The following is an 11,953-nucleotide window of genomic DNA, read 5'->3' on the forward strand; positions in this document are numbered from 1 at the left end:
GAAGCCCTCGTACTGGACGTACTTGGACTTTCGCCCGGTGCAGCGAGAGGGCGTGCCAGGCGTCGGCCGGCAGGCGGGAATTTGACGACAGGGCCTAGCCGGGGAACGCCGGAACGGCCCGGTGCCGGTCCCGGGGCCCGGCCGCGGTGACGTCCGCGGCGGCGCCGGGCACCAGCGTCGGCCGGACCCTCTCGTTCAAGGTGACGGCCTGCGCGTCGCCGTGCCTCGGCGATCCGCTGTCGACCGCGGAATGGCGCGCCAACGCACCCGCGGGGTCGCCGTCGGGCACCTGGTGCACGGGCGCCCGCACGGCACCCGTCACCTGGGTGCTCCGGGCGCTCCGGACGTGCCCCTGCTGGCGCACGTCGTCACCGGCCGCCGCGAGGCCACCGGCGAACCGCGGCCCGTACTCCGCCCCGCCGCTCTCGCCGCTCGACTGCTTCCCGCTCGGCTGCTTCCCGTCCGACTGCTTCTCGTCCGACTCCTGCGGGGCCGAAGCGTCGCCGGGCTGCTGCGGCTCCGCCGCCGAACCGGCCGGGAGGGTCTGGCCGGGGACCGCGGGCAACGGCAGCACCGGCGATTCCGGCAGCTCGGGAACACCGGGGAGCGTGGGCAGCTGAGGCACCGACGGCCACCACTGGGGCGGGTCCGGCTGCTCGACTCCCCCGCCTATCCCACCGACTATTCCGTCGGTGATCTGATCCACCAGATCACCGACGGGCTGGACGACGTGCCCTGCGGCCGGCGGTATCACCAGCTCGGTGACCGGCTGCACGACGTGCTCAGTGACCGGGCGAACGACCTTCTCGGTCACGGGTCGGAAAACCGGGTACGGGTGCGAGTCCGAGTACGGGTCCGGCGACTGCTCGCCGCCGGTCCGCTTCCGCGGCGTACCCGCGGCCAACCGCTCGGCCGAACTCGTCACCGAACGGACCAGCTCAGCAGGCTTCTTGGCCGGCACGACACCGTCCGCCGCGTGCGCCCGCCCACCGCAGAGAAGCCCCAGCACGAACAAACCGCCCACCAGCAACACCATGTGCAGCACACGCCGCCCCGCCGCTCCACGCGTCATACGCGGAGCGGGACCGGGCAGTACGGCTGACAAGGCCAAGGCGGGCAGAGCCTCCCGTGCGGAGGGACAGGACGCAGCGGGGTACGCCGGCGTCGTGGAGTGGAGTGGAGCGTGGAGGGGCGCGGCCGCAAGGCTGCACGCCCCCGAAGGCCCGCCGATCCTCGCACGCGACTCCCGAGGTAGCGCAAGCCCCCTGTTACCGATGGATACTCATGTCCGTTTTTTCCCTCGCTGCCCTCCCCCGCCCCCTCCCCCTCCCTCGCCCTCTGCTTCCGCCTCTTCCGCCTCTTCCACCTCTTCCACCGTCGGATTTTCCTGCCGGCCCTACCGCGCCGGGCTGCCGGTGTCCGGTATCGGCAGGGGGCGCTTCTCGATCGCCGCCGCCATCACGTCCGGGAAGAGATCGGGCGTACAGGCGAACGCCGGTGCGCCCAGCCCCGCCAAGGCCGCCGCGTGTTCACGGTCGTACGCCGGGGCCCCCTCGTCGGACAGCGCGAGCAACGTCACGAACTGCACTCCGGACGCCTTCATCGCGGCGACCCGCTTCAGCATCTCGTTCCGGATGCCGCCTTCGTAGAGGTCGCTGATGAGCACGACCACGGTGTCGGCGGGGCGCGTGATCTGCGACTGGCAGTACGCGAGGGCCCTGTTGATGTCCGTGCCGCCGCCGAGCTGCGTACCGAAAAGGACGTCGACCGGGTCGTCGAGCTGGTCGGTGAGGTCGACGACCGCCGTGTCGAAGACGACGAGCCGGGTGTTGATGGACCGCATCGAGGCGAGGACCGCGCCGAACACCGACGCGTACACGACCGACGCCGCCATCGAGCCGGACTGGTCGATGCAGAGGACGACCTCCTTCTTCACCGACTGCGAGGCCCGTCCGTACCCGATGAGCCGCTCCGGCACGATCGTGCGGTACTCGGGCAGATAGTGCTTGAGGTTGGCCGCGATCGTGCGGTTCCAGTCGATGTCGTGATGGCGCGGCCGGTTGATACGCGCACTGCGGTCCAGGGCGCCCGTGAGAGTCGCCCGGGTGCGGGTCGCGAGCCGCTTCTCCAGGTCCTCGACCACCTTGCGCACGACCGCCCGCGCCGTTTCCTTGGTCGTCTCGGGCATCGCCTTGTTCAGCGACAGCAGGGTGCCGACCAGGTGGACGTCGGCCTCCACGGCCTCCAGCATCTCCGGTTCCAGGAGCAGGGTGGACAGGCCGAGGCGGTCGATGGCGTCCCGCTGCATGACCTGGACGACGGAGGACGGGAAGTACGTCCGGATGTCGCCCAGCCACCGGGCGACGGACGGCGCGGACGCCCCGAGCCCCGCCGAACGCTCCTGCCCCGCCCGTGCCCTGCCGCCCTTCCCGTTCCCGTACAGCGCGCCGAGCGCCCCGTCCATCGCGGCGTCCTGCCCCGTGAGCGCGCAGCCCGTACCGTCCGCGTCCTCCCCGCCGAGCACGAGCCGCCAGCGCCGCAGCCGTTCGTCGGCGACACCGGCCTGATCGGTCACCCCGGTCGGGACAGCCTGGTCGGCCTGGTCGGTCGTTCCCGTGTTCACCGCTCCCCCGCTCATCGGCCCGCCCCCACAAGGTCGTTGTCCCCTGGACCGGTGCGGTCGCCGAGATCACCGACGCCGACATCGGCGTCAGCGTCGTCGGCCTCGTCCAGCCCCAGCAGCATGCGCAGCACCGGCAGTACGGCGCCGGCCCGGTCCTCGTCCAGGTCGGGTCCGAAGCCGGGTGTCCCGGAGACGGTGTCCGCGACGCTCCCGCGCGGCCCCGGCCCTCGCCGGACCAGTTCGCCCAGGGTGCGGCGCACTCCGGGCTCGTACTCCGAGAAGGTGCGCCGCAGCAGCGGGAGTACGTCGGTGAACGCGTCCCTCGGCACACCGGTCAGCCAGGAGTCGACCAGGCCGAGCAGCCGTTCGTCGTGCACGAGCAGCATCCCGCCCCCCGATCCCCCGCCGACGAACCCCTCGATCCAGGCCGCCGCGTCGCCGGGTGCGGTCCCCGGTGACAGGACGAGCCCCATGAGCCGAGCCGCCTCCTGCTGCCCCAGCTCCCCGTCGTCCAGCAGCAACCGGACGGCCCGCCCCCGGACGACGCCCGGAACGGTGTCCCGCCCGGAGAGCGTCCCCAGCACGGCGTGCCACCGGCTGCGTATGCCGACGCGGGAGTCGCCCGCGCCGCCCTCGGACTCCTTGGCCCCCTCCACCCCCTCGGCCAGTAGTCCCACCGCGCCGTGCACCGCGTCGACGTGGCCCCGCATCTCCTCGGCGGCCTCCGCGTCGAGGGCGGCACAGGCCGGGGGCAGTCCGACGAAGACCCGCTCCGCGAGCCCGGCGGCGACCTCGGCCAGGGCCTGGGTGCCCGTGCCCCGTACGTCGCCGTACCGCAGGGAGCGGACGAGGGCGGGCAGCGCCTGGGCGAGATGGCCGACGTCGGCGTCCAGGGCGGCCCGGTCGGCGAGGACGCGCATGACCACGGGGAGGGCGTCCGGGAGTTCGGCGAGGAGGCAGCGCTCGGCGAGGCCCGTGACATCGGCCAGGGACCGTGCGCCGATCGCGTCCGCCTCGGCCTTGGCGGTCGCGGCGGCGATCACCGTCGTACCCCACACGCCGGCCTCGGCGACGCGCACCGCGAGCTCCGGCTCCCAGTGCAGCCGCCAGGTCTCCCGGAACGTACCCGTGCTGCCGCGTGACGCGACCGGCTCCCCCCATCCGACGCCGAGGAGGCGCAGCCGGTGCAGCAGTCTGCTGCGTCCGCCGTCGGTCTCCTTGCGCAGGTCGAGCTCCAGCTCTCTCTCCTGTGCCTCCGGCTTGAGCCGCAGCCGCCGCTGGAGCCGGGCGAGGTCGCGCTGGAGCGGAACGGCGGGCGCCGCCTCGGGCACCTCGCCCAGGACGTCGCCGACGACGAGCCGGTCGTGCACGAGGGAGAGGGGGACGTCCGAGCCCTCGCACATCACGGCCCGTACGGCGTCGGTGGTCTCCGTGAGGCCCGGCAGGGGGCGGCCCCGCATCGCCGCGAGCGTGTCGGCGAGCCGCACCGCCTCGATGACGTGCGCGGAGGACACGGGCCGGTCCTCGTCGCGCAGCAGCCGGGCCACCTTCGTCATCCAGCGCTCGATGGGACGGTCGGCGGCGGCGAACAGATGCCCGTACCAGCCGGGCGAGTCGATGCCCGCTCCGTAACCACTCCTGCGGGAGAGCCGCCGGTGGGTCCAGGGCACCCAGGTCATGTCGGCCTTCACCTTGGGCAGTCCCTTGAGCAGGGTCCGGTCGGCGGCGACGGTGGTCCGCTGCCGCAGCGCGGGCACGTGCCAGGCGCCGCACACCACGGCCACGTCGTCCGCGAACTCCCGCTGGGCCGCCCGCACCTGGAGCCGCATGTACGCCTCGCGGACGAGATCCCGGTCGTTTCCCCCCGTCCCGTAGACCTCCCGCAGTGCCTCCATGGCCTCGCCGAGCACGTCGAACGGTGCGAAGGCGTCCTCCCCGCGCGCTCCCCGGTGCTCGATTCCCCGTGTCCCCCGGTGTTCGATCACGTCCTCCCACCACCGCTCGGGGTCGTCGTATCCGGCGGTCTCGGCGAGTACGGCGAGCGGGTCGATCCGTACGGCCCGGGCGGGTTCGGAAAGGGCCCCGTCCGGCTCCCCCTCGCCCTCCTCCCCCTCTTCCTTCTCCGCTTCTTCCTTCTCGTCCCGGGCGAGCGTGTGCGCGGCCGGGAGGTCGATGAAGCGGGCCGGCACCTCGTGCTCCAGGGCCCAGCGGATGGCCACCCACTCGGGTGAGAACTCGGCGAGCGGCCAGAACGCCGACCGTCCCGGCTCGTCCACGACATGCGCGAGGAGCGCGACGGGCGGCCGCATGTCCTCCTCGGCCGCGAGTGCGATCAACGCGTCGGCCTCCGGTGGCCCTTCGATGAGCACCACGCGCGGGTTCGCCGCGTCGAGTGCCGCCCTTACGGCTCGCGCCGAGCCGGGCCCGTGGTGGCGCACCCCGAGCAGCAGAGGCCCGGGCGGCCGGCGCACCCCGGCCTCACTCCCCTCGGCGTGCTCGCTCACGCGCTCACCTCCCGGCACGCCCGGTAGAAGTCCTTCCAGCCGTCGCGCTCACGGACGACCGCCTCCAAGTACTCCTGCCAGATGACGCGGTCGGCCGCCGGGTCGCGGACGACGGCGCCGAGGATGCCCGCCGCCACGTCCCCGGCGCGCAGGACGCCGTCCCCGAAGTGGGCCGCCAGGGCGAGGCCGCTGGTGACGACGGAGATCGCCTCGGCGGTGGACAGCGTGCCGCTGGGCGACTTGAGCTTCGTACGCCCGTCGGCCGTGACGCCGTCGCGCAGCTCGCGGAAGACGGTGACGACGCGGCGGATCTCGTCGATGCCGTCGGGCACGGCGGGCAGGTCCAGGGAGCGGCCGATCTGGTCGACGCGGCGCGAGACGATGTCGACCTCGGCGTCGGCGCTCTCCGGCAGGGGCAGGACCACCGTGTTGAAGCGGCGGCGCAGGGCGCTCGACAGGTCGTTCACCCCGCGGTCGCGGTCGTTGGCCGTCGCGATGAGGTTGAAGCCCCGGACGGCCTGTACCTCCGAGCCCAACTCCGGGATGGGCAGGTTCTTCTCCGACAGGATCGTGATGAGCGTGTCCTGGACGTCGGCGGGGATGCGGGTCAGCTCCTCGACCCGGGCCGTCATCCCGTCGGCCATGGCCCGCATGACCGGGCTGGGCACCAGGGCGTCCCGGCTCGGGCCGTGGGCGAGCAGCTGCGCGTAGTTCCAGCCGTACCGGATCGCCTCCTCCGGCGTGCCGGCCGTGCCCTGCACGAGCAGGGTGGAGTCGCCGCTGACCGCCGCGGCCAGATGCTCCGACACCCATGTCTTCGCCGTGCCGGGCACGCCGAGCAGGAGCAGCGCCCGGTCGGTGGCGAGCGTGGTCACGGCCACTTCGACGATGCGGCGCGGTCCCACGTACTTCGGCGTGATCACCGTGCCGTCCGGCAGCGTGCCGCCCAGCAGGTACGTCGCGACGGCCCACGGTGACATCCGCCAGCGGGCGGGCCGCGGGCGGTCGTCCTGCGCGGCCAGCGCGGCGAGTTCGGAGGCGAACGCGTCCTCGGCGTGCGGCCGCAGCTCCTCACCCTTGTCCGGGCCCGTGCCCCTGTCCGGCGCGGGCGGGGCCGCGGGCGCGGGCACGCCTTCGGACTGGTGGTGGTTCGGGTCGACGGACGTCGGGTCGACGGACACGGACATGGAGCGGTCCCCCTTGCGGCTCGGCCGGTTCGGATCTGGTACCACCGTGCACCACGCCACTGACAATCGGCTCTGACCTGCGCAGACGCATCCGTCACAGGCGATTGTCAGTGGTGGGACCTACCTTCGATCCCATGACTCAGCAGGGGGTGCGCTGGACTGCGGATCAGGTGCTGGCACTGGCGCCTGACACCGCGTCACGCAAGGCGGGCAGCAAGCTCGGCGCGGCCGGGCCGTGGTCGGAGGCGGGCAGTTCCGAGGAGGGGACGGTATGGGGCCTGTGCAGGGGAAGCGGCAGCAAGCCGTACCGGACGGTGATCGACATCGCGGACTCCACCGGGCCCGCGTACAAGTGCAGTTGCCCGAGCCGCAAGTTCCCGTGCAAGCACGCGTTGGGGCTGCTGCTGCTCTGGGCCGGCGAGGACGGCGCGGTGCCGCAGGGGCAGGCGCCGGACTGGGCGGACGAGTGGATCGAGGGCAGGAGGAAGCGCGCGGACGACAAGCGGGCGGAGGGCGCGGCCGGTTCGGCGTCCGCGGGTGATCCGGAGGCGGCGCGGCGCAGGGCGGAGCGGCGAGCCGAGTGGATCACCGCGGGGGCGACGGAGCTGGAGCAGCGGCTGACCGATCTGCTGCGCGGCGGTCTGGCCTCGGCGGAACAGCGAGGGTACGGGCTGTGGGAGGAGACGGCGGCCCGCATGGTCGACGCGCAGGCGCCGGGACTTGCCGCGCGGGTGCGGGAGTTGGGGGCGATACCGTCGTCGGGGCCCGGCTGGCCCGTGCGGCTGCTGGAGGAGTGCGCGCTGCTCCACCTCCTCGACCAGGGGTGGCTGCGCCGGGCCGCGCTGCCCGACGGGCTGGCCGCGACGGTGCGTTCCCGGATCGGGCTGCCCGGTTCGGCGGACGGCCCGCCGGTGCGCGACCGCTGGCTGGTGCTGGCCCAGTACGACACCGCGGACAGCCGCCTCACCACCCGCCGCATCTGGCTGTACGGGGCCGAGTCGGGGCGTACGGCCCTGCTCCTCTCCTACGGGGCCGCCGGGCGTGCACCGGAGCTGACGTTGCCCGTCGGGCTGACGGTGGAAGCGGAGCTGTCCGCGTATCCGGGTGCGGGGCAGTTGCGGGCGGCGCTGGGCGAGCGGTTCGCCGCTCCGGCTCCCACGGGGCTCCGGCCGCCCGGGGTGGGTGTGGCGCAGGCCGCTGCCCAGTACGGCGAGGCGCTCCGGGACGACCCGTGGCTGGAATCGCGGCCCGTGACCCTGGCCCGCGTCATACCGACTCCGGACGGCGACGGCTGGCAGTTGGCGGACGCCGACGGAGAGTTCGCGCTGCCGCTCACCCCGGCCGCCCGGTCCCGCTCCGGTCTGTGGCGGCTGGTCGCCCTCTCCGGCGGCGCTCCGGTGACGGTCTTCGGAGAGTGCGGCCACCGCGGCTTCTCCCCGCTCACGGCCTGGCCGGAGGGTCCGGGCGAGGCGGTGACGCTGTGCTGACGGCACCGGGCTCCAGCCTTCTCGACTCCTTTGCGACTCGCCGCCCACCACCCCTTCCACGACGTCTTCGACAAGGCCTTCTACGAGGCCTTCTACGAGAGGGACGCCCATGACGAGCACCGCTGCCCCCGCTTCCGCGCCTGCCCCCGCTCCCTCTCCCTCTCCCGCTTCCAGGGAGGCGTCGGCCGGGAGCCACTGGGAGGAGCTGGTGACCGTGGCACTGCTGGGGACCACGCGGCGTACGCCGTCGGGCGTCACGTCCCGGCGTGACGCACCGACGGCGCTGCTGGACGCGGCGGCGGTGGAGACCGTGCGGAGACGGGCCGGGATGCGGCCGGGCCGGGCGGCTGCCCGCATCGAGCCCGCGGCGGAGGATTCCCGTCCCGCGCTCCCGCCGGCGGCGGCACGCCGGCTGACGATGCTGCTCGCCGACCGCCCGGGGGCGGGGAGCGGTGGCCGCCGGGGGACGGCCCCCGACCTCATGGAGCTGCTGCCGCAGTGGCTCGCCACGGCGAACCGGCAGGGTTTCGCGGCTCCTCCCCAGGCGCTGCCGGCTCTGCTGGACGCGGCCCGGGGGCGTACGGACCTCCGGCCGGCGGTGCTGGCGTTCGCGGGACCGCGCGCCCTGTGGCTGGCCCGGCTGAACGCGGACTGGCGGTTCGCGCTGCGGGCGGCCCCGGGCGGCGGCGCCGTACTGCCCGGTCCCGAGGAGCCGGAGCGGATGCGCGCGTTGTGGGAGGAGGGGCTGTTCGCCGAGCGGGTCGCGCTGCTGGCGGCGGTCCGGGCGCGGGACGCGGAGGCCGCGCGGGATCTGCTCGCCGGGACGTGGGCGTCGGAGCGGGCCGAGGACCGGTTGATGTTCCTCGACTCGTTGCGGACGGGGCTGTGCGCGGCGGACGAGCCGTTCCTGGAGCGGGCGTTGGCCGACCGGAGCCGCAATGTACGGGCCACCGCGGCGGAGTTGCTGTCCGCACTGCCCGGCTCGGCGCTCGCCGGGCGGATGGCGGAGCGGGCGGGGTCCTGCGTCGCGGTCGACCATACGCACAGCACGCCGACGATAGCGGTGGAGGCCCCGCACGAGTGCGATTCCGGCATGGAGCGCGACGGCGTGGTGGCGAAGGCTCCGGCCGGCCGGGGCGAACGGTCCTGGTGGCTGGGCCAGTTGGTGGAGGCGGCCCCGCTCGACACCTGGTCGCGGCGGCTCGGGGGGCGCACGCCGGAGGAGATCGTGGCGCTGCCCGTGGCCGACGACTGGCAGGACGAGCTGCATGCCGCTTGGTGCCGGGCTGCGGTGCGGCAGCGGGACCCCTCCTGGTCCAGAGCGCTGCTGGGGACACCGGCGGCGCCGGAGGCGGGCGGGCCGGGAGCGGTTTCCCTGGCCGAGCGGGCGAAGCTGCTCGGCACGTTGGCCGCCGAGGAGCGGGCGGAGTGGGTGGCGGGCTTCATAGCCGTGCACGGACTGTCGGAGGCGTTTCAGCTACTCGGGGTGTGCGCGGTGCCCTGGGCCGGCCCGTTGGGACGGGCGGTGGTGGACGCGCTCAACATCGCGCGGGACGCGGGGAGTTATCCATGGAGTTTCAGCGGAGTCATGGGACTGGCCGAGCGCTGTCTGGATCCGGCGGAGGCCGTCCGCCTCGAAACGCTCACAGCCGTCCCCGACGAGTCGGAGAACGCGGCGCCGGGCGCGGGAGGTTACTGGGCCGAATCCTTCCAACGCCTGGTCACGACCCTGCGCCTAAGAGCAGCAATCCAAACGGAACTCACGCACCCGTAACCCCACTAGCCAGGACCGCGAGGAAGGACGCGCCCAGCCACGACCGCCCCGCACCAAACCACACACCAACACCCCCACTCCCCAGGGGCGCGAGGAACGGCGCGACCAGCCACACCCAACCCGCACCAGACCTCCCTCCGTCACCCCCACCCCCCAAGGGGCTCGGGGAACGGCGTGCCCAGCGACGACCGCCCCGCGCCATACCACACACCAACACCCCCACTCCCCAGGGGCGCGGGGAACTGCGCGACCAGCCACCACGGACCCGCACCCACCCACGCACACCAGGCCCCCACCCCCGGCCAACCCGCCGGGCGCAGCCCTACACAGGCCGGCGCACATTCACCCGCACCCAGTCCACGATGACCGCGCTCGTCACCCCGGCCGGGAAGACCTCCGCGACACCCATCTCCTTGAGCGACACGACATCCGCCTCAGGGATGACCCCGCCGCCGAACACCGTGATGTCCGCGGCGTCGCGCTCCTTCAGAAGCTCGATGACCGCGGCGAACAGCGTGTGGTGCGCGCCGGAGGGGACGGACAGCCCGATCACATCGGCGTCCTCCTGGATCGCCGTGCCCACGACGTGCTCGGGCGTCTCCTGGAGGCCGGTGTAGATGACCTCCATACCCGCGTCCCGCAGCGCCCGCGCGATCGCCTTCGCCCCGCGATCGTGTCCGTCGAGCCCCGGTTCGGCCACCACCACGCGGATCGGACCGGTTGCCGAATCCATCACTGCCTCCATCAACCGACTGCACCGATCTGCAGAGATCTGTCTCGCCCAGCAACGATCACCACACCGCGACGGCGCCCCGCCACCGTGCACGCGCCCGCACTCGTCCCTTGCGTGCATCCCAGACATGCCCGGCACAGCCGCCCCGCACCGCACGGTCCGGATAAGTGAACGAACGTTATCTCCAGCATCCCGCAACCGGCAGTTTCGCGGTGGAGACCGAGGGGGAAATCACACGGTGGGACAAGTTCGCAGCGCATCGATCCCGCACACCGCGACACACGGTTCGCACCCGGGACGGGCGCAAGGGAAACCGTTACGAGGTCTCCGCACCTCCGCGCCGTCAGCCGCGCGACGAGGTGGTGCGGCGCATCGGCGATCGCACGACGACGGACACCCCGTCGCTCGACCGGCGTCACCCACGCCGCACGTGCACCGTCGCCGTCCTCACCCATCGGCTTCCCACGAGGGCACACGGGGGACAGAGGGTTCCTGCCGTGCGCCGACGGGAGGTCGGCCATGAAGGTCACCAGGGCACTGCTGCCCCTTCTTCCACTCTGTCAGCGCCTGCTCCCCACCAGACTGGCCGGGCTCTCACTGACCCTGCTGAAGGCGACGGCCCTGGAGATCGCGATCCTCGCCGGCCATCTCGTCCTCTACCCGTCCGGCATCACCCCGGAGCGCCGCCGGTCCCCGATCCCGGCCCGGTCCCTGGCCGACCTGCCCGACCCGGACCTCGACGCGGACGGCACGGGCCGCACCGCCGACGCGGCCCGGCTGCCCACTCCGGACAAGCCCCCGGTCGTCCTGCTGCACGGCTTCATAGACAACCGCTCGGTCTTCGTGCTGCTGCGGCGTTCGCTGGCCCAGCACGGCCGGCAGCAGATCGAGTCGCTCAACTACTCCCCGCTGACCTGCGACATACGGACGGCTGCCGAGCTGCTCGGCCGGCACATCGAGGAGATCTGCGAGCGCACCGGCCGCCAGGAGGTGGACATCGTCGGGCACAGTCTCGGCGGACTGATCGCGCGCTATTACGTGCAGCGCCTGGGCGGTGACATCCGCGTCCGGACCCTGGTCACCCTGGGCACCCCGCACGCGGGCACCCGCGTCGTGCCGCTGATGAACGCGCACCCGATCGTCCGGCAGATGCGCCCGGGCTCCGGCGTACTCGAAGAACTGCGCAAGCCCGCCCCGCACTGCCGTACGCGGTTCGTGAGTTTCTGGAGCGACCTCGACCAGCTGATGGACCCGCTGGAGACGGCGTGCATCGAGCACCCGGATCTGCTCGCCCAGAACGTGCGCGTGAGCGGAATCGGACATCTCGCCCTGCCGGTGCACCCGGCGGTCGCGGCCGGCATCCGCCAGGCCCTGGACGCCGAGGAGGACACCGCCCGCGCCGCCGCTCACACCGGCGGCCTGACAGTGGCGTGACCGGGAGGGCGTGACCAAGAGGGCGCGATGGGGAGGACGTATCCGCGGGGGCTCAACCGGAAGCGGACGTCTGGAGGCGATCCGCCCCGAACCGGGGCAACGGGGAGCGGCCGGAAGCGCCTAGGACCTGTCCGGTCGATCACGGCGAAGACGCGGGGTGTGGCACGCACATCTGCGGCGTTGTCGTCGGTTGCCGACGCTCCGCGTCGAC

The 11,953-nt window shown here is 73.4% G+C and carries 9 protein-coding genes; 4 read left to right on the forward strand and 5 right to left on the reverse strand.

What is annotated here, in order from left to right; all coding sequences use genetic code 11:
- Window positions 1–94: 94 nt before the first annotated feature.
- The 4 genes from ACFVH5_RS41325 to ACFVH5_RS41340 form a co-directional block, all read right to left on the reverse strand.
- Window positions 95–1,072 carry a hypothetical protein gene (locus ACFVH5_RS41325; RefSeq protein WP_385838833.1) on the reverse strand — a complete coding sequence of 326 codons (978 nt, stop codon included), beginning with the start codon at window positions 1,070–1,072 and terminating at the stop codon, window positions 95–97.
- Between the two features lie 324 nt (window positions 1,073–1,396).
- Entirely contained in the window at window positions 1,397–2,638 is a 1,242-nt protein-coding gene (locus ACFVH5_RS41330) for a vWA domain-containing protein (protein ID WP_385838834.1), read from the reverse strand.
- On the reverse strand, window positions 2,635–5,127 hold the full coding sequence (locus ACFVH5_RS41335; RefSeq protein ID WP_385838835.1) for a DUF5682 family protein: 2,493 nt from the start codon (window positions 5,125–5,127) through the stop codon (window positions 2,635–2,637). The genes ACFVH5_RS41330 and ACFVH5_RS41335 overlap by 4 nt, the downstream gene beginning before the upstream one ends.
- Window positions 5,124–6,314 carry an AAA family ATPase gene (locus ACFVH5_RS41340; RefSeq protein WP_384800392.1) on the reverse strand — a complete coding sequence of 397 codons (1,191 nt, stop codon included), beginning with the start codon at window positions 6,312–6,314 and terminating at the stop codon, window positions 5,124–5,126. Before ACFVH5_RS41340 ends, ACFVH5_RS41335 begins: the two co-directional genes overlap by 4 nt.
- 134 nt (window positions 6,315–6,448) lie before the next feature.
- Here ACFVH5_RS41340 and ACFVH5_RS41345 point away from each other — a divergent pair, with 134 nt between their 5' ends.
- The 3 genes from ACFVH5_RS41345 to ACFVH5_RS41355 are packed head-to-tail and all read left to right on the forward strand — an operon-like array spanning window position 6,449 to window position 9,575.
- Entirely contained in the window at window positions 6,449–7,801 is a 1,353-nt protein-coding gene (locus ACFVH5_RS41345; RefSeq protein WP_385838837.1) for an SWIM zinc finger family protein, read from the forward strand.
- A 30-nt stretch (window positions 7,802–7,831) separates the two neighbouring features.
- Window positions 7,832–8,071 (forward strand): hypothetical protein, encoded by a 240-nt coding sequence (locus ACFVH5_RS41350; RefSeq protein ID WP_385838838.1) that lies wholly within the window; start codon window positions 7,832–7,834, stop codon window positions 8,069–8,071.
- A complete protein-coding gene (locus ACFVH5_RS41355) occupies window positions 8,016–9,575 on the forward strand; it encodes a DUF5691 domain-containing protein (protein ID WP_385838839.1) in 1,560 nt (519 codons plus the stop codon). Before ACFVH5_RS41350 ends, ACFVH5_RS41355 begins: the two co-directional genes overlap by 56 nt.
- A gap of 322 nt (window positions 9,576–9,897) precedes the next feature.
- Here the strand turns inward: ACFVH5_RS41355 and ACFVH5_RS41360 are convergent, their stop codons facing one another.
- Window positions 9,898–10,308: a cobalamin B12-binding domain-containing protein gene (locus ACFVH5_RS41360; RefSeq protein ID WP_385838840.1), complete on the reverse strand. Its 411-nt coding sequence runs from the start codon at window positions 10,306–10,308 to the stop codon at window positions 9,898–9,900.
- 519 nt (window positions 10,309–10,827) lie between these two features.
- Between ACFVH5_RS41360 and ACFVH5_RS41365 the strand changes: the two genes are divergently transcribed.
- Window positions 10,828–11,742: a lipase family alpha/beta hydrolase gene (locus ACFVH5_RS41365; RefSeq protein ID WP_385838842.1), complete on the forward strand. Its 915-nt coding sequence runs from the start codon at window positions 10,828–10,830 to the stop codon at window positions 11,740–11,742.
- Window positions 11,743–11,953: the final 211 nt, after the last annotated feature.

Source organism: Streptomyces sp. NPDC127119 (assembly GCF_042677425.1).
GTDB lineage: Bacteria > Actinomycetota > Actinomycetes > Streptomycetales > Streptomycetaceae > Streptomyces.

Excerpts from the sequence above, each read along its gene's own strand:
- ACFVH5_RS41325 (WP_385838833.1), bottom strand. The coding sequence starts at position 1,072 with ATGACGCGTGGAGCGGCGGGGCGGCGTGTGCTGCACATGGTGTTGCTG.
- ACFVH5_RS41330 (WP_385838834.1), bottom strand. The coding sequence starts at position 2,638 with ATGAGCGGGGGAGCGGTGAACACGGGAACGACCGACCAGGCCGACCAG.
- ACFVH5_RS41340 (WP_384800392.1), bottom strand. The coding sequence starts at position 6,314 with ATGTCCGTGTCCGTCGACCCGACGTCCGTCGACCCGAACCACCACCAG.
- ACFVH5_RS41345 (WP_385838837.1), top strand. The coding sequence starts at position 6,449 with ATGACTCAGCAGGGGGTGCGCTGGACTGCGGATCAGGTGCTGGCACTG.
- ACFVH5_RS41360 (WP_385838840.1), bottom strand. The coding sequence starts at position 10,308 with ATGGATTCGGCAACCGGTCCGATCCGCGTGGTGGTGGCCGAACCGGGG.
- ACFVH5_RS41365 (WP_385838842.1), top strand. The coding sequence starts at position 10,828 with ATGAAGGTCACCAGGGCACTGCTGCCCCTTCTTCCACTCTGTCAGCGC.